The organism is Polaromonas sp. OV174, assembly GCF_900112285.1.
Classification (GTDB): domain Bacteria; phylum Pseudomonadota; class Gammaproteobacteria; order Burkholderiales; family Burkholderiaceae_C; genus Polaromonas.
This window is the reverse complement of the sequence record NZ_FOKZ01000009.1, coordinates 26,819-48,615: the sequence shown is the minus strand read 5'-3', so window position 1 is coordinate 48,615 and position 21,797 is coordinate 26,819. Positions and strand designations below refer to the sequence as shown.

17 protein-coding genes and 1 tRNA gene are annotated in these 21,797 nt (G+C 61.0%); 8 read left to right on the top strand and 10 right to left on the bottom strand.

Features of this window, described 5'->3' with window-relative positions:
* Nucleotides 1-180 precede the first annotated feature (180 nt).
* Complete coding sequence (locus BM160_RS09915) at nt 181-3,015, top strand: DUF349 domain-containing protein (RefSeq protein ID WP_092004279.1); 2,835 nt, start codon at nt 181-183, stop codon at nt 3,013-3,015.
* Nucleotides 3,012-3,707: a PAQR family membrane homeostasis protein TrhA gene (locus tag BM160_RS09910; protein ID WP_255368797.1), complete on the top strand. Its 696-nt coding sequence runs from the start codon at nt 3,012-3,014 to the stop codon at nt 3,705-3,707. Before BM160_RS09915 ends, BM160_RS09910 begins: the two co-directional genes overlap by 4 nt.
* A 117-nt stretch (nt 3,708-3,824) precedes the next feature.
* Here the strand turns inward: BM160_RS09910 and mgtA are convergent, their stop codons facing one another.
* The 6 genes from mgtA to BM160_RS09880 all read right to left on the bottom strand — a co-directional run bounded on the left by mgtA (nt 3,825) and on the right by BM160_RS09880 (nt 10,452).
* Nucleotides 3,825-6,530 (bottom strand): magnesium-translocating P-type ATPase, encoded by a 2,706-nt coding sequence (gene mgtA, locus BM160_RS09905; RefSeq protein WP_092004276.1) that lies wholly within the window; start codon nt 6,528-6,530, stop codon nt 3,825-3,827.
* 400 nt (nt 6,531-6,930) lie between these two features.
* Nucleotides 6,931-7,713, bottom strand: coding sequence for a M90 family metallopeptidase (locus tag BM160_RS09900; RefSeq protein WP_092004273.1), 783 nt, complete (start codon nt 7,711-7,713; stop codon nt 6,931-6,933).
* 13 nt (nt 7,714-7,726) lie between these two features.
* Nucleotides 7,727-8,545: a UDP-2,3-diacylglucosamine diphosphatase gene (locus tag BM160_RS09895; protein WP_092004271.1), complete on the bottom strand. Its 819-nt coding sequence runs from the start codon at nt 8,543-8,545 to the stop codon at nt 7,727-7,729.
* 50 nt (nt 8,546-8,595) lie between these two features.
* Nucleotides 8,596-9,105 carry a peptidylprolyl isomerase gene (locus BM160_RS09890; protein WP_092004268.1) on the bottom strand — a complete coding sequence of 170 codons (510 nt, stop codon included), beginning with the start codon at nt 9,103-9,105 and terminating at the stop codon, nt 8,596-8,598.
* A gap of 40 nt (nt 9,106-9,145) precedes the next feature.
* Nucleotides 9,146-9,835 carry a peptidylprolyl isomerase gene (locus tag BM160_RS09885; RefSeq protein WP_092004265.1) on the bottom strand — a complete coding sequence of 230 codons (690 nt, stop codon included), beginning with the start codon at nt 9,833-9,835 and terminating at the stop codon, nt 9,146-9,148.
* Nucleotides 9,836-9,882: 47 nt separating this feature from the next.
* Nucleotides 9,883-10,452, bottom strand: a complete 570-nt coding sequence (locus tag BM160_RS09880; protein WP_092004263.1) for a tetratricopeptide repeat protein — start codon at nt 10,450-10,452, stop codon at nt 9,883-9,885.
* 284 nt (nt 10,453-10,736) lie between these two features.
* On the opposite strand from BM160_RS09880, the gene cysS reads away from it, so the two are divergent.
* The 6 genes from cysS (at nt 10,737) to BM160_RS09850 (ending at nt 16,493) form a co-directional block, all read left to right on the top strand.
* Nucleotides 10,737-12,128: a cysteine--tRNA ligase gene (cysS, locus tag BM160_RS09875; protein WP_092004260.1), complete on the top strand. Its 1,392-nt coding sequence runs from the start codon at nt 10,737-10,739 to the stop codon at nt 12,126-12,128.
* A 52-nt stretch (nt 12,129-12,180) separates the two neighbouring features.
* On the top strand, nt 12,181-12,885 hold the full coding sequence (locus BM160_RS09870) for a DNA-3-methyladenine glycosylase family protein (RefSeq protein WP_092004257.1): 705 nt from the start codon (nt 12,181-12,183) through the stop codon (nt 12,883-12,885).
* 62 nt (nt 12,886-12,947) lie between these two features.
* Nucleotides 12,948-13,928, top strand: a complete 981-nt coding sequence (locus BM160_RS09865; protein ID WP_092004254.1) for an acetyl-CoA carboxylase carboxyltransferase subunit alpha — start codon at nt 12,948-12,950, stop codon at nt 13,926-13,928.
* Between the two features lie 70 nt (nt 13,929-13,998).
* Entirely contained in the window at nt 13,999-14,964 is a 966-nt protein-coding gene (gene tilS / locus BM160_RS09860) for a tRNA lysidine(34) synthetase TilS (RefSeq protein WP_369821770.1), read from the top strand.
* A gap of 132 nt (nt 14,965-15,096) precedes the next feature.
* Nucleotides 15,097-16,365, top strand: a complete 1,269-nt coding sequence (locus BM160_RS09855; RefSeq protein ID WP_092004248.1) for an aspartate kinase — start codon at nt 15,097-15,099, stop codon at nt 16,363-16,365.
* A 35-nt stretch (nt 16,366-16,400) separates the two neighbouring features.
* Nucleotides 16,401-16,493: transfer RNA gene (locus tag BM160_RS09850), tRNA-Ser, on the top strand.
* 277 nt (nt 16,494-16,770) lie between these two features.
* On the opposite strand, the gene BM160_RS09845 is transcribed toward BM160_RS09850, so the two are convergent.
* From BM160_RS09845 to dnaK, 4 genes are all read right to left on the bottom strand, one after another.
* Nucleotides 16,771-17,163: a YkvA family protein gene (locus BM160_RS09845; protein ID WP_092004245.1), complete on the bottom strand. Its 393-nt coding sequence runs from the start codon at nt 17,161-17,163 to the stop codon at nt 16,771-16,773.
* A gap of 189 nt (nt 17,164-17,352) precedes the next feature.
* The gene (locus tag BM160_RS09840; RefSeq protein ID WP_092004591.1) at nt 17,353-18,030 is read right to left on the bottom strand and encodes a cistern family PEP-CTERM protein; all 678 of its coding nucleotides are present in this window, start codon (nt 18,028-18,030) and stop codon (nt 17,353-17,355) included.
* A gap of 418 nt (nt 18,031-18,448) precedes the next feature.
* A complete protein-coding gene (dnaJ, locus tag BM160_RS09835; protein WP_092004242.1) occupies nt 18,449-19,588 on the bottom strand; it encodes a molecular chaperone DnaJ in 1,140 nt (379 codons plus the stop codon).
* A 185-nt stretch (nt 19,589-19,773) separates the two neighbouring features.
* Nucleotides 19,774-21,717, bottom strand: coding sequence for a molecular chaperone DnaK (gene dnaK, locus BM160_RS09830; protein WP_092004239.1), 1,944 nt, complete (start codon nt 21,715-21,717; stop codon nt 19,774-19,776).
* Nucleotides 21,718-21,797 lie beyond the last annotated feature (80 nt).

The following is a 21,797-nucleotide window of genomic DNA, read 5'->3' as shown; positions in this document are numbered from 1 at the left end:
TTTTTAAAGCCGAGGGTATCGGGCCATGTGAGCCATGACCCGAATGTCCCTTCGCTGACAGCCCGCCTGCTCATCGCTCTCTTGATTGCCGCTGCCGCCAGAGCAGACCGGCCAATGATGGAGCTTGGTGCCGGTGCTGTCCTTGGCTGCTTTTTTTCGAACTGATGGTTATAAATTCCTATGCTGCGCTTTCCCTTGTCCAAATCCTCCAAAGCCGAAACCACCCCGGCAGGCGCTTCCGCCGTGAAAACCAGCGCGGCCAAAAGCGCTGACGCCCATCCGCTGGACGGCCTGACGGGCGGCGCTTTTTCCGCGCCCACCTCGGGCGAGCGCGCCGCGCGCATCCGCCAGTGGCTGGCCAGCGAGCCCACCGCCGAACAGATGGCCGAGGTTTACAAAGACCTGGCCAACCGCGACAAGGGTGCGGCCAAGCCATTGAAGGAAAAACTCGACGAAATCAAGCGCAGCAAGGGCCAGGAAGCCGCCGCCGCCGAATGGGCGGAAAAAGCCCAGAGCCTGCTGGCCCTGCCCAAGCTCAACCTGGCCGATGCCCTGGCGTGGCAGCGTGATGCCGCCAAGGCTGGCGCGCCGCTGTCCAAGGAGCCGCTGGCCGGCCTGAAGGTGCAACTGGCCGAGCGCGTTAAAACCATTGAAGACCTGCAGCACCGCACCCAGGTGCAGCGCGAAGCCGCTGTGCTGATTTCCCAGCGCATTGAAGTGCTGTCCATCAAGCCCTGGCGCGATGCGCAAAGCGCTCTGGAAACCCTGAGCGCCGACGTGGCGCACTGGCAAACGCAAGCCGGCGAGCTCACGCAAGATACCAACTGGATCAGCGTGGATGCCAAATTCCCACCGCTGCTCGACGCTTCACGCGGCCAGTTGCTGGCCGTCTGGGAAGCCTTCCAGGGCGCCCTGGCGGTGGCGGTCAAGGCTGCCGAAGACAGCGCCGCGCCGCTGCCCGCCGTGCCCGTGTGGGCCGACGAGTTGCGCGTTGCGCGCGGCCTGCCAACGCAAAAAGCCGAGCATGCCGGCGAGCAAGCTGCCCGCGCACCCAAGGCCAAGATCGACCCGACGGTATTGAAGGACATGCGTGAGAAGTCCTCCGCCATCGTGCAAGAAGCCCTGGCCAAGCTGGAGCATGAAGTCACCGAAGGCCACGGCAAGGCCACGCCCAAGGTGGCCGCCGATTTGCGCCATGTGCTGAAAGAGCACATCCGCAACATCGACAGCAAGCTCGAAGCCGCCGCGCACGCCGCGCTGACCGCCGCCGGCGAACTCGAAGGCTGGCAGCGCTGGCGCGCCGACCAGATCCGCGAAGAATTGGTCGTCAAGGCCGAGGCCCTGCTGGCCAAGCCCCTGGGCGGACGCAAGCAGCAAGATGCCCTGCGCATCATGCGCGAGCAATGGAAGACCAGCGACCAGGGCGGCACGCCCAACCACGCGCTGTGGAAACGTTTTGACGACGCCTGCAACGAAGCCCACAAGGTGGTCGAGGCCTGGCTGGAAAAAGTCAAGGAGCAGGCCGAGGTCAACAAGGCCCAGCGCCAGGCTCTGATTGATGAAGTGCTGGCTTGGGCCGAAACCAACAAGGGCAACACCGACTGGAAGCAGCATATTCGCAGCCTCAACGGTTTTGTCGAAAAATGGCGCGAAGCCGGCCACCTGGGCGAAAAAGCCTTTGCCGAAATCCAGCCGGTCTGGAAGGCCGCCATGGATGTGGCCGATGCACCGCTGACTGCCGCTCGCACTGAAAGCCTGGCGCGCCGCAAGGCCATGATCGAGGAAGCGCAGACGCTGGGCGCCGAGCCGCAGTTGCGCATAGATGCCGTCAAGTCGCTGCAGCAGCGCTGGCAGCACGAGGCGCAGGGCGTGCCTATCGAGCGCAAGCAAGAACAAAAAATGTGGGACGCTTTCCGCAAGCCGATTGATGACGCCTTCCAGCGCAAGACCGTCGAGCGCGAAAAAGCCGCCGAAGCACTGGGCGCGCATGACCGCTATGTGCTGGAAGCCGCCAAAGCCGTGGAAGCGGCAACCGCCAGCGGCGACGCGCAGAAAATCCATGCCGCCGCCAAGGCGCTGGAAGCGGCTATTCGCGGACAAATTCCGGTGGCAGCCGCCGCCGCAGCGGCTGCGGCTGAAGCAACGCAGTCGGCCGAGGTGGCCCAGGCCGCCGCCAGCACCGAATCCGCTCCGGTTGCTGAAGAAAATCAAGCTGCAGCCCAGCAGGAGCCTGCGCAGGATGCTACAGAAACCGTAGCGGAGCAGGCCCCGGCCGAGGTTGAGATGGCCGCCGCCGAAGTGGCGCCAGCACCGGCCCCCAAGCCCGCAGCCAAACCCGTCATCGCCATGCGCGGCGACGACCGTCCCGGCATGCGCAAGGCCGAGCCGGCCGCCGCAGGCCGTGGTGGCAAATTTGGCGACCGCAAGGATGCGCGTCCGGGCAGCAAACCAGGCGGCGCACGTGCCAGCACCGACAACAAGTTTGAGCCTTACCGCGCCGAGCGCCCAGAGCGCGGCGAGCGTTCCAGCGCACGTCCGGCGTTTGAAGAGCGCGGCCCGCGTCTGGGCGATGCCGCTTTCCGCGCTCAGCGCGATGCTTTCGAAGCCGCCAACCAGGCTCTGAAAAAGCTGGCCATGCAGGCCCACGGCGAAGTGCTGACGAATCTGCTCACGGCCTGGGAAAAGCGCGATCCGGCACAACTGCCGGCCGCACAGGAACTGGGCAAGCTGGTCTCGCCCGCCGTGCGGAGCAGCTGGGTTCAGGCCGTCAGCGCACCTGCCGCCAAGGACGCGTCGGAAGCCCTGTTGCGCCTGGAAATGGCCGCCGAGCTGCCAACGCCGGCCGAGCACATCAGTGCCCGCCGCATGCTGCAACTGCAATTGCTGACCAAGCGCAATGCGCCTACGCCGGCAGAGACCTGGGGCGAAGATGCCGCCAAGGTGCTGGCCAGCGACTTTGACGCCGGCAACGCCCGCCGCGTGCAAAACGTGCTGAAGGTCTTGCTCAAACGATGAGACTCACGGGCGCCAACACCACCGTGATGGCGGCGGCGGCCCCGGCTAGAGAGCGGCCGCAGTCCTTGGGCGAGGAAATCGCCAACAGCGCCAGCCATGGTGTCGCCTTGCTGGCGGCCATGCTGGCCGCTCCGGTTTTGGTGCTGACGGCGGCCCAGCGCGGCGAAGCTGCCAACATCGTCGGGGCCAGCGTTTTTGCCGCCACCATGGTGCTGCTTTACTTCACCTCCATGCTCTATCACGCCTTGCCCGCCGGGCGGGCGATGCGTGCCAAGCAGCTGTTCCAGATTTTTGACCACGGTGCGATCTACCTGCTGATCGCCGGCACTTACACGCCTTTCACGCTGGGCGTGCTGCGCGGGCCTTGGGGCTGGACCTTGTTTGGCCTGGTCTGGTCGATGGCGCTGGCCGGCGTTGTGGTGAAAGCCATGTTCGGCATACGCTATCCGCGGCTTTCCACCGTGCTCTACGTGGCCATGGGCTGGGTGGCCTTGATCGCCATCAAGCCGATGCTGCAGTTGATGCCCAACTGGGGTTTGTTCTGGCTGCTGGCCGGTGGCGCCTGCTACACCGTGGGCGTGGCCTTTTTTGCCACCGATGGGCGGCTGCGCTATGGGCATTTCGTCTGGCACCTGTTTGTGGCGGCCGGCACGGTCTGCCACTTTATCGCGGTGCTTGAATACGCCTACTAAAGCCTTTGAATAGGGCGCGTTGCTATTTTATTTATAGCTTGTTGCGCCCATGTCTATTCGTCTTGAGCCTCTTTTTGTTCGAACTGACGAAGTCCGTCATGTCTCACCTTGTGCGCGCTACTGCCAGCCATAGCGCCGTATGTAAAAGCGCTTCATCAGCGTCGTCAGCAGCGCATAGCTCAGCAAGATGGCCAGCAGCCAGGCGAAGTACTGCAGCGGCAGCGCCTGCAGCTTGAAGTAGTCGGCCAGCGGCCCCATGGGCAGGAAAATGCCCAGCGCCATGATGAGCAGCGTCATGGCCAGCAAGGGCACGGCGGCGCGGCTTTCGATGAAGGGAATCTTGGGCGTGCGAATCATGTGCACGATCAACGTTTGCGTCAGCAGGCCGACGACAAACCAGCCTGACTGGAACAGCGTCTGCTGGGCCTCGGAATTGGCCTTGAACACATACCACATCACCAAAAAGGTGGTGATGTCAAAAATCGAGCTGATGGGCCCGAAGAAGATCATGAAGCGGCGTATGTCGTCGGGATTCCATTTCAGCGGCTGCGCCACCAGCGCGGCGTCGACGTTGTCAAACGGGATGGCGATCTGCGAGACGTCATAGAGCAGGTTTTGCACCAGCAGCTGTAGTGGCAGCATGGGCAAAAAGGGCAGGAACACGCTGGCGATCAGCACCGAAAAAACATTGCCGAAGTTGGAGCTGGCGGTCATGCGTATGTATTTCAGCATGTTGCTAAAGGTCTTGCGGCCTTCGATCACGCCTTCCTCCAGCACCATCAGGCTGCGCTCCAGCAGGATGATGTCGGCAGCTTCCTTGGCGATGTCGACCGCGCTGTCCACCGAAATGCCTATGTCGGCGGCGCGCAGCGCCGGCGCGTCGTTGATGCCGTCGCCCATGAAGCCGACCACATGGCCGTTGCCGCGCAGGCTGCGCACGATGCGCTCCTTGTCTAGCGGCGAGAGCTTGGCAAAAATGGTGTGCTGCTCGACCGCCAGGGCCAGCGCCGTATCATCCATGCGCTCAATCTGCGGGCCCAGCACCATGCCTTGCACCACCAGTCCGACCTGGCGGCAGACCTCGGCCGTCACCAGTTCGTTGTCGCCGGTCAGCACCTTTACCGTGATGCCGTTTTCGGCCAGCGCCTTGAGCGCCGGGGCGGTCGATTCTTTCGGTGGATCGAGAAAGGCGATATAGCCGATCAGCGTCAGATCGGACTCGTCGGCCACCGAGTAAGTGATCTGGCTGGGCGGGATTTCCTTCATCGCCACGGCCACCACGCGCAGGCCTTCCTCGTTCAGCTCGCGCGTGACGTCCTGCACGCGGGCCAGCATGGCGGCGTCCAGCGCCACGGTGTGCTCGCCGTCGCGCACGCGGGTGCAGGCGGCAAGGATTTCCTCGACCGCGCCCTTGCAGATCAGCTCGTGGTGATCGTCGCGCTCCGAGACCACCACCGACATGCGGCGGCGCTGGAAGTCGAAGGGGATTTCGTCGATCTTTTTGTAGTTTTTCGACAGCTGTAGTTCCTTGGCGACCTCGAAGTGCTCCAGCACGGCGCGGTCCAGCAGGTTTTTCAGGCCGGTCTGGTAGAAGCTGTTGAGGTAGGCAAAGCCCAGCACTTCCTCGGACTCGTGGCCGAACACGTCGGTGTGGCGCGCCAGCGCGATCTTGTCCTGCGTCAGCGTGCCGGTCTTGTCGGTGCACAGCACATTCATGGCGCCAAAGTTCTGGATCGCATCCAGGCGCTTGACGATGACTTTCTTGCGCGACAGCATGACCGCGCCCTTGGCCAGGGTGGAGGTAACTATCATGGGCAGCATTTCTGGCGTCAGCCCGACGGCCACCGAGAGTGCGAACAGAAAGGCCTGGGGCCAGTCGCCCTTGGTATAGCCGTTGATCAGGAAAACAATCGGCACCATGACAAAGGCAAAGCGGATCAGCAGCCAGCTGACCTTGTTGACGCCGACCTGGAAGGCGTTGACCTCGCGGCTGCTGGCGGTGACGCGTGTGGCCAGGGTGCCGAAGTAGGTGTTGTTGCCGGTGGCCAGCACCACCACGGTGGCGGCGCCCGACACCACGTTGGTGCCCATGAATACTAGGTTGGCCATCTCCAGCGCGCTGTCGGCAGCGCCGTTGGCCAGGGGAAATTTTTCCACCGGCAGCGATTCGCCGGTCATGGCCGACTGGCTGACAAACAGGTCCTTGGCCACCATCACCCGGCAGTCGGCCGGGATCATGTCGCCGGCCGACAGCAGCACGATATCGCCGGGCACCAGCTGCTTGATAGGAATTTCGAGCTGAACCGTATGGCCTGCGCTGTCGCACCTGAGCACGCTGGCCTTGTTGCTGACCAGCTCCTTCAGGGCCTGGGCGGCCTGGTTGGAGCGCCGCTCCTGAACGAAGCGGATCAGGGTGGAGAGCAGCACCATGCTGCCAATCACGATCGCCGCCTTGATGTCCTCGGTGAAATACGACACCACGGCCAGCAGCGTCAGCAGCAGGTTGAAGGGGTTTTTGTAGCTGAGCCACAGGTGCTGCCACCAGGACATGGGCTTTTCGTGCTCGACCTCATTGGGGCCGACCCGCTCGCGCACGGCCTCGGCTTCCTCCTGGCTCAGCCCCTCCTTGCGGGTGTTGAGCTCAAGCAGGAGGCTGGCCAGATCGTCATGGGCTTGCCGCCGCAATTGCCGCGACAAGGCGTCAGGCACGGCAGCCGTACGCCCCTCTTTGGGCAGCGACTCGAAAATCACCCGGCGGCGAAACAGGTGGCTGGTGTGGCGCGATTTGAGGAAAAAACCGAAAAACTGGCTAAAGATATTCATGAGACGCTCTCTTCATGGCAGGCCGCAGGCAATGCCCCGGCTTAGGTCAGGCTAGGCCTGAATGGACGGGGCGGCCCTAGCTCAGCCTAACCCCATTCGAGTGGTGATGAAGCGTCGTCTTTGAAGAAAATGCCGGCAAGAATTTGCGGCCTGGGCACCCGGTGGGCGCCTGGACACCGTGCTTGAAAGGCACGGCGGAGAAGAGTTTCCGCGGGGCCTGTCAGGCAGTGGTGCCGATGCTTGATCGACGACTGTCACTGGAACCATTACCCACAAGAAACTCCGAAGTTGAAAACCGGCGAACTTTAATGCTGCAGTGCAGCAGTGTCAAGCCTCTTTACCCGGCGATCCGCTGCAGCTTGTTATTTCCTATTTAAAAGATAGCTGGTAGCGCCCGTCTTTATTGCGCTACAGACTTTATTTGCTTGAAAAATTGGTCAAACAAGGCGGTGACGTCTGCAAAGTCCTGGTGAAAGCGTTCGCGATTGACGAAATAGGCTTCGCAGGCTACGGCAAAAAATTCGGCCGGTGCCGTGGCGCCGTAGGCATCCAGCCAGGGCGCTTCGCCGCCAAAGCGCTCGGCCATGGCGACCTGTTCGCAAAAGGCCTCGTAGGCCGGCAGCATCACGGCGCGCCAGGCGGCGTGGGCGGCGCGCGAGGGCAGGGGCGGGCAGCCATCGGCGGCGCCGTCGCGCATGTCTATCTTGTGGATGAATTCGTGAATCACCACGTTGTGGCCGCGCGCTGCCGTGTCGCCGGCCGCCGCCACGTCCTGCCAGCTCAGCGTGACCGGCCCGCCCTGCATGGCTTCGCCCAGCAGCGCCTCGTTGTAGTGGTGCACCACGCCGGCATGATCGGTGCTTTTGCGGCGCGCCAGCATGGCGCCGGGGTGCACCACAATGCCCTTGAAGTCGTCGTACCAGCGCAGGCCAAGCTGCAGTATCGGCAGGCAGGCCTGCGCCGCAATCGCCACGGCCATGGCATCGCTGACGACCAGGCCGTGGGCGCCGGAGAACTCCTTGTGCGCCAGAAACTCGCTGCTCAGGCTGCGCAGGCGCAGCAAGTCGGCCGCCGGTCGGTTGGCCAGAAACGGGTAGTGCGCCAGCGTGGTCTGCCACAGCGCCTCGGGAATGGCATCGGGGCGGGCGCTTGGGCGCAGCAGGGCGCGCAACCAGCTCAGCATGCGGCGGCCGCCATCAGCTTGGAAGCAGGGCGATGCGCTGCAGGCCACTGGCCGTCAGGCGCAGCGCATCGGCGCGCGGCGGCTTGGCCTGGGCATCCCAGTCGCTGAGCACCACGCGCGACAGCCCGTCGCCCAGTGGGTGTTCGGCCGGCTGATGGGTGTGGCCGTGAATCAGGGTGCGTGCCTGGGCGGCTTGCAGCCACTGGCGGGCGGCGTCGCTGTCCAGGTCGACATAGCCGGCCCCGGCGCGCTTGCGGTCTTGCTGCTGTTGCTGGCTTTGCTGGCGTATGCCGCGCGCCATCGCCTGGCGTTCGGCCAATGGCTTGGCCAGAAAGGCCTGCTGCCAGCCGGGGCTGCGCACCTGCTGGCGAAACTGCATGTAATTCACATCATCCAGGCAAAGCGCGTCGCCATGCGAGAGCAGCCAGCGCTGCTCCCTGGCGCCGGGAAACACCAGCACGGTCGGGTCGGTCAGCAAACGGCAGCCGCACAAATCCATGAAGCGCTGGCCGACCAGAAAGTCGCGATTGCCGGGCATGAAAAACAGCGCCAGGCGCTGCGAGGCTTGTTGCAGCAGATGGGCGCAGCGCAGCTCAAAGCTGCTTTTCGGGGCTGCGCCTGGCGGCTGAGGTGCGCTGGCGGCGTCATCGCCGACCCAGACTTCAAACAGGTCGCCCAGCATGAAGACCGCGTCGGCCGGCGTGTTTTCCAGGTAGTGCTGCCAGGCCGCGAAGGTGGCCGGCGCCTGGTCGCTTAAATGCAGGTCGGAAATGAAATCGACCATGCGCCAAGATGACGGGGCTTGAAGCTCCGCCATCTGGGGCACGGTCATGGGGGTGGTCACGGTCTGGACCTGGACAGTCAGTCGGTCCGAGCGGTGACTCAGGCCAGCGCGACGGCTTTTTCGATGATCACGTCTTCCAGCGGCACGTCGTCATGAAAGCCTTTGCGGCCGGTTTTGACGGCCTTGATCTTGTCCACCACCTCGCTGCCGGCCACGACTTTGCCGAACACGGCATAGCCCCAGCCCGATGCGTTCTGGCCGGTGTGGTTCAGGAAGCCGTTGTCGGCCACGTTGATGAAAAACTGCGAGCTGGCCGAGTGCGGCGCATTGGTGCGGGCCATGGCGACGGTGTAGTTGTCGTTCTTCAGGCCGTTGGTGGCCTCGTTCTCGATCTCGCCGTCGGTGGGCTTTTGTTTCATGCCGACTTCAAAGCCGCCGCCCTGCACCATGAAGCCGGGGATGACGCGGTGAAACACGGTGTTGTCGTAATGGCCCTTGCTGACGTAGCTCAGGAAGTTGGCGACGGTCTTGGGCGCCTTGGCGGCGTCCAGTTCCAGCGTGATGACGCCGTAGTTGGCAATGTGGAGTTCTACTTTAGGGTTGCTCATGAAGGGCCTCTATCGGTTAGTGGTGGTTTAAGAGAGTGAATCAGTTCACCAGGGTGGCGGATTTGATCAGTATGGGCGTTTTCGGCACGTCCGTCTGGAAGGGGCCGCCCGCGCCCGTGGGCACGGCCTTGATCTTGTTGACGACGTCCATGCCGCTGAGTACCTTGCCAAATACCGTGTAGCCATAAAGCTGGGGCGCACTCAGCAACTGGTCGCGCGGCGTGTTCTTGTAGACCTGGCTCTGGTACTCGAATTCCGGCACCGGATCGCCGGGGGGAATCAGCGTCGGGTTCAGGAAGTCGTTGTCTTTGACGTTGATGAAGAACTGCGCGGTGGCCGAGTTCGGGTCGTTGGTGCGGGCCATGGCCAGCGTGCCGACGACATTTTTCTGCCCGCCCTTGGCCAGGGCCTCACGGCCCTCGTGCACCACGGGGTCACGGGTTTTTTTCTCGGCGTAGCTGGCGTCATAGCCGCCGCCCTGCACCATGAAGTTGTTGATCACGCGGTGAAAAATCGTGCCGTCGTAATGCTTGTCCTTGACGTATTGCAGGAAGTTGGCCACCGTCTTGGGGGCCTTGTCGGGGTAGACCTCGACCACAAAACTGCCTTCGCTGGTGACGAATTTCACCTTGGGGGCAACTGGTGCAGCTTGTGCCGCGGCAAAGCCGCCAGCCGCCAGGCCCAGGGCCAGCAGCAAGGTGGTCGCGGCGCGGCGCGTATGACTTGTCATGGATGTTGTCACCCTCTCACTCCTTGTGAAAAATAGGACAAATGGTTTCAGGATGTCGGCGTCGGCTTGACGCTCTTGGCCGCCGGCGTTGGCGCAGGTGTCAGCAACTGGCGTATCAGCGCCAGTTTGGGCGGCAGGCTGGCATTGCCGCTGTCCAGCTGTAGCGCCTTGCTATAGGACTGGCTGGCCAGCCGGGCGTAGATGTCGCCCAGGTTTTCGTGCGCGGTGGCGTAGCTGGGATTGGTTTTGACCGCCATTTCAAGCGCCGCCCTGGCCTTGTCAAACTGGCTTAATCCGGCGTAAAGGACGGCCAGGTTGTTATAGGGCTCGGGCAGCTCGGGGTAGTCTTCGGTGATCTGGGTGAAGGTGGCAATGGCGTCGGCAGTCTTGCCCGATTCGCTCAGGATCACGCCCTTGAGAAAGCGCATTTGCGGGTCGCGCGGTTTGCCGGCGAGGTATTTCTCGGCCTTGGCCATGGCTTCGGTCAGCTGGCCGGCGCGCACCAGGCGGTTGACATCGCTGTAGTCGTCAGCATGCGCAGCCGTCACCGTCAAGGCGGCCGTCAGGCACAAGGCGGCAAACCAGGGGTGGCGTAAAAAAAATGCTGGCGTGGGCATAAAAACTCTCGCTATGGCTCTTGGGCATGGGGCCGCCACAGGGCGGAAAGTGAGAAAAAACAAACCGGCCCGGTCGGGTGTTGCACTGGCATTCACACGCGCTTGCGGCGGCTGGATATACTGGGTGATTCTAGCCGAGGGGGTATAGTCACAACCCTTTCGGTTTTGCTGCTTGCTGTTTTTCGCTTGCGCTTTAGGGGCCTTGCCTGTCGGCGGTGCCCGTGAGATAAAGCTTCTTTTCCCCTTCTGACGAATCGACGTCAGAGCACACACCCAGATTATTCATGAGCCTTCGCATTTACAACACGCTGTCGCGTGACGTAGAAGATTTTTCGCCGCTGGTCCCCGGCCATGTCCGCATGTATGTGTGCGGCATGACGATTTACGACCTCTGCCATATCGGCCATGCGCGCATGATGATGGCCTTTGATGTGGTGCAGCGCTGGCTCAAGGCCAGTGGCTTGCAGGTGACTTATGTGCGCAACATCACCGATATTGACGACAAGATCATCAAACGGGCGGTAGAGCGCGGCATCAGCATTCGCGCGCTGACCGACGAAATGATTGTCGCCATGCACCAGGACATAGGCGCGCTGGGCATTGAACCCCCGTCCCTGGAGCCACGTGCCACCGAGTACGTGCCGCAAATGCTCAGCCTGATCAGTACGCTGGAAGAAAAAGGCCTGGCTTATCGCGGATCCACGGGTGACATGAATTACGCGGTGCGTAAGTTTCCGGGTTACGGCAAGCTGTCGGGCAAGTCGCTGGACGAGTTGCGCGCTGGCGAACGGGTGGCGGTGCTGGACGGCAAGCAGGATCCGCTGGACTTCGTGCTATGGAAATCGGCCAAGGAGAGCGAGCCCGAGGACGCCAAGTGGGACAGCGCGGCGCTGGGCCATGACTACGGCCTGGGCCGGCCGGGCTGGCATATCGAGTGCTCGGCCATGAGCTGCCAGACGCTGGGCGAGACCTTTGATATTCATGGCGGCGGCGCCGACCTGCAGTTCCCGCATCACGAAAACGAGATTGCCCAGAGCGAAGGCGCCAACGGCAAGCCGCTGGCCCGTTTCTGGGTGCACAACGGCTTTGTGCGGGTGGACAACGAGAAGATGTCCAAATCGCTGGGCAACTTTTTCACCATCCGCGAAGTGCTGGCCCAGTACGACGCCGAAACGGTGCGCTTTTTCATCGTCCGCGCGCATTACCGCAGCGCGCTCAATTACAGCGATGCGCATCTGGACGACGCGCGCAATTCGCTCAAGCGCCTGTACACCGCACTGAGTCTGGTTGAGCCGGCTGCGGTGACGATCGACTGGACGAATCCCTTTGCCGCCCGTTTCAAGGCGGCCATGGACGAAGACTTTGGCACGCCCGAAGCCATAGCCGTGTTGTTCGAGCTGGCCGGCGAGGTCAATAAAACCCGCTCCGCCGAGCTGGCCGGTTTGCTCAAAGCACTGGGCGGCTGCCTGGGTCTGCTGCAAGGCGCGCCTGGCCGTTATTTGCAGGCCGGCGCCGGCCTGGACGAGGCCAGCATACAGGGGCAGATTGCCGAACGTGCCGCCGCCAAGCAGGCCAAGGACTTTGCCGCGGCCGACCGTATCCGCCAGGAACTGCTGGCCAAGGGCATTGTGCTGAAAGATTCGTCCAGCGGCACGAGCTGGGAGGTGTTGTCGTGAGTTTTATGAGTCATATTGGCCCTCAGACCCAGCAAGACGGGCGCAAGAAGCTATGAAAAAGATAGTGAAGAGCGGCCCGGGCAGTACCGAGCTGATCGAGTTGAACGAAAGTGCCGAGGCCGTGGAAACGGCGAGCACGGTGCCGGCCTATTGGACCGACGCCTGCAAGCACCTGGTCAAGAAAGACCGGGTCATGAAGCGGCTGATCCCGCAGTTTGAAGGCACCAGCCTGCAGGCCGGTGACGACGCCTTCAGCACCCTGGCGCGCAGCATTGTGGGCCAGCAGATTTCTGTCAAGGCGGCGCAAACCGTCTGGCACCGCTTTGCCGCTCTGCCGAAAAAAATGACCCCCGGCCATGTGCTCAAGCTCAAGGTCGACGACATGCGGGCCGCCGGCCTGAGCGCGCGCAAGGTGGAGTATCTGGTCGATCTGTCGATCCATTTTGATACCGGTGCGGTTCACGTGAAGGACTGGCAGGCGATGGACGATGAAGCCATCATTGCCGAGCTGGTGGCGATACGCGGTATTGGCCGCTGGACCGCCGAGATGTTTCTGATTTTTTACCTGACCCGGCCCAATGTCTTGCCGCTGGACGATGTCGGCCTGATCAGTGGCATCAGCCAGAACTACTTTTCCGGCGAGTCGGTCAGCCGCAGCGATGCCCGCGAAGTGGCCGCCGCGTGGGCGCCATACTGCAGTGTGGCGACTTGGTATATTTGGCGCTCTCTGGATCCCTTGCCGGTGCTGGCGGCCTAGTGGCCGGCGAGTAGCCGCACACTGACAGATAGATTTAAGTTTAAAAAGCCTGAGGATTACACATGGCAAAAAAGACCTTTCTCGACTTCGAGCAGCCGATTGCCGAACTCGAAGGAAAAATTGAAGAATTGCGTTACGTGCAAACCGAGTCGGCGGTTGACATTTCAGAAGAGATTGACCAACTGGCGAAAAAGAGCCAGCAACTCACCAAGGACATCTATAGCGTTCTGACGCCATGGCAGATCACCAAGATTGCCCGCCATGCCGAGCGGCCTTACACCCTGGACTATGTCAATGAAATCTTCACCGACTTCGTCGAGCTGCATGGCGACCGGCATTTTTCCGACGACCTGAGCATTGTTGGCGGCCTGGCCCGTTTTAACGGCCACGCCTGCATGGTGCTGGGTCACCAGAAGGGGCGCGATACCAAGGAACGCGGCTTGCGCAATTTCGGCATGAGCAAGCCTGAGGGCTATCGCAAGGCGCTGCGCCTCATGAAGACCGCAGAGAAGTTCGGCCTGCCGGTGTTCACCTTTGTTGACACGCCAGGCGCCTACCCCGGCATAGATGCCGAGGAGCGCGGCCAGTCCGAGGCCATCGGCCGCAATATTTTCGAAATGGCACAGCTTGAGGTGCCCATCATCACCACCATCATCGGCGAGGGCGGCTCCGGCGGCGCGCTGGCGATCTCCGTGGCCGACCAGGTGGTGATGCTGCAGTACTCGATTTACTCCGTCATCAGCCCCGAAGGCTGCGCCTCCATTCTCTGGAAAACCTCCGCCAAGGCGGAGGAGGCGGCCGAAGCGCTGGGCATCACCGCGCACCGGCTCAAGGCCCTGGGCGTGATCGACAAGATCGTCAACGAGCCGGTGGGCGGCGCGCATCGCGACCACAAGCAAATGGCGGCCTTCCTGAAGCGCGCACTCAATGACGCCTTCCGCCAGGTCAGTGATTTGAAGGTCAAGGAGTTGCTGGACCGTCGCTATGACCGCCTGCAAAGCTATGGCCGCTTCACCGACACCAAAGCCGACGGCGGCAAATAAGCCGCTGGCGGCAGGCGCTGCCGCCAGTCGCATCGAGGCGCCAAGCGCGCCTAGTACTCAGGCCCAAGATATTAATCCGGCGCTGGCCGGCCTGACAGCCCTTTTCACTTCGTCGCCGCAGTTGCCACAGTTGCCAATAGGCGTGGCCTATAGCGGCGGCGCCGATTCCACCGCCTTGCTGCTGGCCGCTGCGCACCGCTGGCCCGGCCAGGTTCAGGCCCTGCACATCCACCATGGACTGCAAGCGGCGGCCGATGATTTCGTGCGTGTTTGCGAAACGGTCTGTGCCAGCGCCAAGGTGCCGCTGCAGGTGGTGCATGTCGATGCCGCACATGCGCCTGGTGAAAGCCCGGAAGATGCGGCGCGGCGCGCGCGCTATGCGGCGCTGGCGGCTGCGGCCAAGCAGCAAGGCCTGGGCGGCGTGCTGCTGGGCCAGCATGCCGACGACCAGGTGGAGACCTTGCTGCTGGCGCTTAGCCGTGGCGCCGGTTTGCCTGGCTTGTCGGCCATGGCCGCGCAGTTTGAGCGCGCTGGGGTGCTGTTTTACCGTCCGCTGCTGCAAACCACGGCAGTCAGTTTGCGCGAGTGGCTGCTGCGTCAACAACAGCCTTTTGTCGATGACCCGACCAATACCGACGAGCGCTATACCCGCAACCGCATTCGGGCGCGCCTGCTGCCGGCGCTTGCCGAGGCTTTTCCGCAGTTTCGCGCCACTTTTGCGCGCAGCGCCCAGCATGCCGCGCAGGCGCAGCTGGTGCTGTTGGATGTGGCGCTGCAGGATTTGGCCGCTATCGGCACGCCGCCAGCGATACAGGCCTTGCAAGCCCTGTCATCGCCGCGCCAGGCCAATGTGCTGCGCCACTGGCTGCTGCAGCAGCAGGCCACGCCCAGTGCGGCGCAGCTGGATCAGTTGCTGCGGCAAATTGCGGCCTGCACCACGCGCGGCCACAGAATTCACCTCAAGGTGGCGAGCGGTCACGTGACGAGAGTGGGGGCCGTCTTGCATTACAGCGCCGCTGCGAAAAAGGCCGGCTAAGCGGCTACTAGCCCTCGGTATAATCAAAGGTTTTGCTGGCAGCCAATGGCATGCCAAGGGGCGATTTCAGCGTGGTCGCCTGGCAAAAAAAACAAATTAAGTTCGCAACAAACTCCAGATTGACATCCTGCAATGGCTTTGATCGTTCATAAATACGGCGGCACATCGATGGGCTCGACCGAGCGCATCCTTAATGTCGCCCGCCGCGTCGCCAAGTGGGCGCGGGCCGGCCACCAGATGGTCGTTGTTCCCAGCGCAATGAGTGGCGAAACCAACCGCCTGCTAGCCCTGGCCAAGGAACTGGCGCCGTCTCATACCGATGAGAGCTACAAGCGTGAGCTTGACGCGCTGGCCGCCACCGGTGAGCAAGCCTCCAGTGCGCTGCTGGCCATTGCCTTGCAATCCCTCGGGCAGCCGTCGGTTAGTTATGCCGGCTGGCAGGTCAGCATCAAGACCAACAACGCCTACAACAAGGCCCGCATTGAGTCGATTGATGACGAGCGGGTGCGCGCCGATCTGGACTCCGGCAAGGTCGTGATCATCACCGGCTTTCAGGGCGTGGACGATGACGGCAACATCACCACCCTGGGCCGCGGTGGCTCGGACACCTCGGCCGTGGCGGTTGCCGCCGCGCTCAAGGCCCATGAATGCCTGATCTACACCGATGTCGATGGCGTGTATACCACCGACCCGCGTGTCGTTCCTGAGGCGCGGCGCTTGCATACCGTGAGCTTCGAGGAAATGCTGGAGATGGCCTCTATGGGCTCCAAGGTGTTGCAAATACGCTCGGTTGAGTTTGCCGGCAAGTACAAGATGCCGCTGCGCGTGCTGTCCAGCTTCACCGACTGGAATATAGACATTAACGAAGAAGCCAAATCAGGCACTTTGATCAGTTTTGAGGAAGACGAAAACATGGAAAAAGCCATCGTATCGGGCATCGCATTCAATCGCGATGAAGCCAAAATCTCCGTGCTCGGCGTGCCAGACACCCCGGGTATTGCCTACCAGATTCTGGGCGCCGTGGCCGACGCCAACATCGAAGTCGATGTGATCATCCAGAACATCAGCAAGGAAGGCAAGACTGACTTCAGCTTTACCGTGCACAGCAACGACTTCGCCAAGACCATGGAGTTGCTCAAGGCCAAGGTATTGCCTGCGCTGGGCGCGCAGGAAGTGACGGGCGACGCCAAAATCTGCAAGGTCAGCATTGTCGGCATTGGCATGCGTAGCCATGTGGGGATTGCCAGCAAGATGTTCCGCGTCTTGGCTGAAGAGGGCATCAACATCCAGATGATTTCCACCAGCGAAATCAAGACCTCGGTGGTGATCGATGAAAAGTATATGGAGCTGGCCGTGCGTGCCTTGCACAAAGCTTTTGATCTTGATCAGCCCACAGCCTGAAATTCAGCCAAAACTCGTGCGATAATCATAGGATTGGAAACGTGACCGAGTGGCCGAAGGTGCTCCCCTGCTAAGGGAGTATGGGGTGTAGAGCCTCATCGAGGGTTCGAATCCCTCCGTTTCCGCCAATTCAAGCCCTGTAAATCTTTGATTTACAGGGCTTTTTGGTTTCTGGTCTTTGAGATTTTGCAAGTAACACTTGCAAGTGCCTTTTTAAAAAATCCTCCGCCTTGCTTCTTTTGGGGTGTGATGTGGGCCTCAAGTGATGCTTTGAGCGCATTAAGGTCTCATCCATGGCTTGAATGCATATGGTGGCCATCATTGCGGTGAAAGCTGACCACTTCGCTGATGTCGCCCGCTGAGTGTTGGCTTCGTTGAAGATCTGCTTGCTGTTTATCTAAATGCCTATGGACGCGAGTTGAGCCAAAACCACGCAGCGACGCCTATGCTCAGCCACAGCATCATGATGAGGGCCGCACCGACCCAGCTTCTTGGCTTTGAGCCCTTTGCCTGCATCCATTCGTTTGCTTGCGCACGGCATTCTGCCAGGACTTCAGGCGGTAAAAGTCGGATGGCTAACCAGATCAGGCCGGGAAGCAGCAGAACATCATCGAGATAGCCCAGCACGGGGATGAAGTCTGGAATCAGGTCAATGGGACTCAGCGCATAGGCCACCACAAACATACCCAGGGCCTTTGCATGCCAAGGAGTTCGGGGATTTTTGCCTGCAAACCAAAGCGTCACACCGTCATATTTGATTTGCTTGGCCCAGGCCTTCAAATTGTCGCTAACGTGCATGGGATTTACGCTGTATTTTGAGCGTCTCTCATGCAGATTTTAGGAGGTGTGGCCAGATCCTGTGTCGGATTGCAAGGCCGTATTCTGCCGAGGCCCAAATGGTGGTAGCAGGCTATGGAGTCTGTCGTCAAATGTGGGGAATAGGGGAGGGGTTCCAGCCCCTCGCCTCTCTAGGCAGGCGCTGCACGCTCATGCGCGGCGGCGGCGCCCAAGTGCGACGCCCAGCAAGCCCAAGCCTACCAGTGCGATTGAAGCTGGTTCCGGGAGTTGGCGGGTCGTGGGGCCGCAACCAGCGGTGCCGGCAATGCAGCCAGCGAACTCCGCTGCGCTACCCGCTGTTCCGACATTCTGGAATTTCACACCATAGGGGCTGGTGAATGAAATGCCATCCGGCTGGAGGAAGTTGCCGGCAGTTGTCAAAACCAGCGAAAACATATCGGATAATCCTTCGGCAAGGCCATCACCGACAGCTCCGCCAGGGCAGCCATTGCTGCGCCAAATACACAGGTCAACGGTCTGGAATGTCGGGAGTGTTTTGTTGATGCCGGCCTCCCAGCTCCCTGTGGCTGAGGCCCCTGTCAATGTGGGGCTGACCGTGTCAACGCCAAAGGACATCAACTGATTGGCGCCCGGGCCACTGGAGTTATTCGATACCGTCAGCGCAAACGTGGCGCTATTGTTCGATATGGCGCTGAGCGTGAACTGCATGGTCGCGGAAAGCGTGGCTCCATCCTGGGTGGTCGAATACAGGATGGAGCCCGTATCGTTGACGTTATGGAAAGTGATCACCGACGCGCTGGCTCCCCCTCCGAGTCCAATCAATCCTGCACAAATGGCTGCGGCTTGAATGATTTTTTTGAGGCTCATGAAGAACTCCTTGAATGGATACATGGTGGCTTACGCTTGCTAACATGCACGATCCATGCCATTTGTAAAAATATTATGCAAATCAAGACTTTATGAACTAATTTAGATGAAAGTGTTAATGAGATGTAAAAAATTCCGACAGATACAGCTGTGCTCGTGTCGAGCGTGGGCCAGGGGTGGCAGCGCTTGGGCTGCAAGTTGTAAGACCTGATTCCAGGATGCAGGGCTGCGCCAGCCTAAGCACCCTGAAAGCCGCGAGTCTTCGTAGTACTACAGGGTTTTCTTTGCGTCGGTATACGTCGGTTGCCCGGCTTGAATTGCGCCCAGCCATGTCGCTTGGCGCAAAAAAATGCCGGAACAAGTCCGGCTTTTGATTGGATAGGCCAGAGGCATCGCCGCCGGCTTAGGGATGAGGGTTTCAGGCGCTGAAAAAACTCTTCAGCTTGTCGGTCCAACCCTCTTCGCTGGGCGAATGCTTGGGACCACCTTTTTTCAGCGACTCGTCCAACTCCTTGAGCAGCTTGCGCTGGTGTTCCGTCAGCTTCACGGGGGTCTCCACCGTGATGTGGCAGTAAAGGTCGCCGGGGTAGCTGGAACGCACGCCTTTGATGCCCTTGCCGCGCAGCCGGAACTGCTTGCCGGCCTGTGTGCCTTCGGGGATGTCTATGGCGGCTTTGCCGGCCAGCGTAGGCACTTCAATTTCACCGCCCAAGGCGGCCGTGGTAAAGCTGATCGGCATGGCGCAGTGAAGGTCGTCGCCATCGCGCTCGAAAATCTCGTGCTTCTTGATCCGGATCTCAATGTACAGGTCGCCTGGCGGGCCGCCGTTGGTGCCTGGCTCGCCGTTGCCGGTGGAGCGGATTCGCATGCCATCGTCAATGCCGGCGGGAATCTTGACTTCCAGCGTCTTGTTGTTCTTGGTCTTGCCCACGCCGTGGCAGGCGACGCAAGGTGTGGGGATCAGCTTGCCGGTGCCCTTGCATTGGGGGCAGTTCTGCTGCACGCTGAAAAAGCCCTGACGCATTTGCACCACGCCGTGGCCGTGGCAGGTCGTGCAGGTGACGACCTTGCTACCCGGCTTGGCGCCGCTGCCCTGGCAGATGCCGCAGTCATCCCAGTTGGGGATGCGGATTTGCGCCTCTTTGCCGTTGGCGGCTTCTTCCAGGGTGATCTCCATGGCATAGCTCAGGTCGCCGCCACGAAAGACCTGACGGCCGCCGCGCTGCTGACCGCCACGCTGGCCGCCGAACACATCGCCAAAGATGTCGCCAAAGGCTTCGGCAAATCCGCCAAAGCCTTCTGCGCCCGGACCGCCTCGCATATTGGGGTCCACGCCGGCATGGCCGTACTGATCGTAGGCGGCACGCTTTTGGCCGTCGGAAAGCATCTCGTAAGCCTCTTTGGCTTCCTTGAATTTTTCTTCGGCCTGCTTCGCCGTATCACCCTGGTGGCGGTCAGGGTGGTGCTTCATCGCCAGTTTGCGATAGGCTTTCTTGATGTCTTCATCGCTGGCGTTTTTGGGGACGCCCAGTGTGTCGTAATAGTCTTTTTTGGCCATGTCAGGTCAGCGGTCTTCGTTAAGGTTTCTGCGATCAGGAAACGGGGCAAAGGATGAGTGTCGGTTGCTGCGCGGAAAATACAAAAGCGGAAAGCCGGGATTGCTCCTGGTTTCCGCCTTTGCAAGCTAGTTATCGCGCCAATTCGGGGCTAGCTGACTTCAAGTCCTGTTTGCCCCTTGGCCCTTCAGCCCTTTTTGACTTCCTTGACTTCGGCGTCCACCACGTTGTCGTCAGCGGGTTTGGCCTGGGCCTGCTCTGCACCGGCAGCACCTGCGGCGTCACCGCCGGCAGCCGCCTGTGAAGCCTGCATGTCGGCGTACATTTTTTCGCCCAGCTTCTGGCTGGCTTCCATCAGGGCCGTGTTTTTCTCGTCAATTGCGGCTTTGTCCTCGCCCTTGAGCGCTTCTTCCATGTCCTTGATGGCCGCTTCGATTTTTTCCTTCTCGCCGGCATCGAGCTTGTCGCCGTACTCTCCCAGCGATTTCTTCACGCTGTGCACCATGGCTTCAGCATTGTTTTTCGCGGTCACGAACTCGACCTTTTTCTTGTCGTCTTCGGCGTTCAGCTCGGCGTCTTTCACCATTTGCTGGATCTCGGCTTCGCTCAAACCCGAGTTGGCCTTGATGGTGATCTTGTTTTCCTTGCCGGTGCCCTTGTCCTTGGCGCCAACGTGCAGGATGCCGTTCGCATCGATGTCGAAAGACACTTCGATCTGCGGCGTGCCGCGTGCTGCTGGTGGAATCCCCTCGAGGTTGAACTCGCCCAGGCCCTTGTTGCCGGCGGCAATTTCACGCTCGCCCTGGAACACCTTGATCGTCACGGCCGGCTGATTGTCTTCAGCGGTCGAGAAGGTCTGCGCGAACTTGGTCGGGATGGTCGTGTTCTTCTTGATCATCTTGGTCATCACGCCGCCCATGGTTTCGATACCCAGGGACAGCGGGGTGACGTCGAGCAGCAGCACGTCGGTGCGGTCGCCGGACAGAACCTGGCCTTGAATCGCAGCGCCCACGGCCACGGCTTCGTCAGGGTTCACATCCTTGCGCGGCTCCTTGCCGAAGAAGGCCTTGACCATTTCCTGCACCTTGGGCATACGCGTCTGGCCGCCGACCAGGATCACGTCGTGGATGTCGCCCACGCTGATGCCGGCGTCCTTGATGGCGACGCGGCAAGGGGCAATGGTGCGCTCGAGCAGCTCGTCCACCAGTGATTCGAGCTTGGCGCGGGTCAGCTTGATGTTCAGGTGCTTGGGGCCCGAAGCATCTGCCGTGATGTAGGGCAGATTGATGTCGGTCTGCGCGCTGTTGGAGAGTTCGATCTTGGCTTTTTCAGCGGCTTCTTTCAGGCGCTGCAGAGCCAGTACGTCGTTCTTGAGGTTGACGCCGGATTCTTTCTTGAACTCTTCGATGATGTAGTCGATGACGCGCTGGTCGAAGTCTTCGCCGCCCAGGAAGGTGTCGCCGTTGGTCGACAGCACCTCGAACTGTTTTTCGCCGTCAACGTCGGCAATCTCGATGATGGAGATGTCGAAGGTGCCGCCGCCCAAGTCATAGACGGCAATCTTGCGGTCGCCCTTTTCCTGCTTGTCCATACCGAAGGCCAGAGCCGCGGCCGTGGGCTCGTTGATGATGCGCTTGACATCCAGGCCGGCAATGCGGCCGGCGTCTTTGGTGGCTTGGCGCTGGGCGTCATTGAAATACGCAGGCACGGTGATCACGGCTTCGGTGACCGCCTCGCCGAGATAGTCTTCGGCGGTCTTCTTCATTTTGCGCAAAATGTCGGCACTGATCTGCTGGGCCGACAGTTTCTTGCCGCGCACTTCGATCCAGGCGTCGCCGTTGTCGGCCGCCACGATGGAATAGGGCATCAGGCCGATGTCTTTTTGCACTTCTTTTTCGGCAAACTTGCGGCCGATCAGGCGTTTGACGGCGTAGAGCGTGTTCCTGGGGTTGGTCACCGCCTGGCGCTTGGCCGAGGCGCCGACCAGCACTTCACCGTCTTCCTGATAGGCGACGATGGACGGCGTGGTGCGCGCGCCTTCCGAGTTTTCAATGACGCGGGGCGTGTTGCCTTCCATGATGGAGACGCAGCTGTTGGTCGTACCCAAGTCGATGCCGATGATTCTTCCCATGATTTACTCCTGATTTTTTGATTCGTTAATGGCTGGACGATAAGGCTGGCTGATAACTTGGCCGTCTATCGATCCATCTG

What these genes read in the sequence shown, in the direction of transcription:
- BM160_RS09915 (WP_092004279.1), top strand. Translation starts at nt 181, where the DNA reads ATGCTGCGCTTTCCCTTGTCCAAATCCTCCAAAGCCGAAACCACCCCG.
- BM160_RS09910 (WP_255368797.1), top strand. Translation starts at nt 3,012, where the DNA reads ATGAGACTCACGGGCGCCAACACCACCGTGATGGCGGCGGCGGCCCCG.
- mgtA (WP_092004276.1), bottom strand. Translation starts at nt 6,530, where the DNA reads ATGAATATCTTTAGCCAGTTTTTCGGTTTTTTCCTCAAATCGCGCCAC.
- BM160_RS09900 (WP_092004273.1), bottom strand. Translation starts at nt 7,713, where the DNA reads ATGCTGAGCTGGTTGCGCGCCCTGCTGCGCCCAAGCGCCCGCCCCGAT.
- BM160_RS09895 (WP_092004271.1), bottom strand. Translation starts at nt 8,545, where the DNA reads ATGACCGTGCCCCAGATGGCGGAGCTTCAAGCCCCGTCATCTTGGCGC.
- BM160_RS09890 (WP_092004268.1), bottom strand. Translation starts at nt 9,105, where the DNA reads ATGAGCAACCCTAAAGTAGAACTCCACATTGCCAACTACGGCGTCATC.
- BM160_RS09885 (WP_092004265.1), bottom strand. Translation starts at nt 9,835, where the DNA reads ATGACAAGTCATACGCGCCGCGCCGCGACCACCTTGCTGCTGGCCCTG.
- BM160_RS09880 (WP_092004263.1), bottom strand. Translation starts at nt 10,452, where the DNA reads ATGCCCACGCCAGCATTTTTTTTACGCCACCCCTGGTTTGCCGCCTTG.
- cysS (WP_092004260.1), top strand. Translation starts at nt 10,737, where the DNA reads ATGAGCCTTCGCATTTACAACACGCTGTCGCGTGACGTAGAAGATTTT.
- BM160_RS09870 (WP_092004257.1), top strand. Translation starts at nt 12,181, where the DNA reads ATGAAAAAGATAGTGAAGAGCGGCCCGGGCAGTACCGAGCTGATCGAG.
- BM160_RS09865 (WP_092004254.1), top strand. Translation starts at nt 12,948, where the DNA reads ATGGCAAAAAAGACCTTTCTCGACTTCGAGCAGCCGATTGCCGAACTC.
- BM160_RS09855 (WP_092004248.1), top strand. Translation starts at nt 15,097, where the DNA reads ATGGCTTTGATCGTTCATAAATACGGCGGCACATCGATGGGCTCGACC.
- BM160_RS09845 (WP_092004245.1), bottom strand. Translation starts at nt 17,163, where the DNA reads ATGCACGTTAGCGACAATTTGAAGGCCTGGGCCAAGCAAATCAAATAT.
- BM160_RS09840 (WP_092004591.1), bottom strand. Translation starts at nt 18,030, where the DNA reads ATGAGCCTCAAAAAAATCATTCAAGCCGCAGCCATTTGTGCAGGATTG.
- dnaJ (WP_092004242.1), bottom strand. Translation starts at nt 19,588, where the DNA reads ATGGCCAAAAAAGACTATTACGACACACTGGGCGTCCCCAAAAACGCC.
- dnaK (WP_092004239.1), bottom strand. Translation starts at nt 21,717, where the DNA reads ATGGGAAGAATCATCGGCATCGACTTGGGTACGACCAACAGCTGCGTC.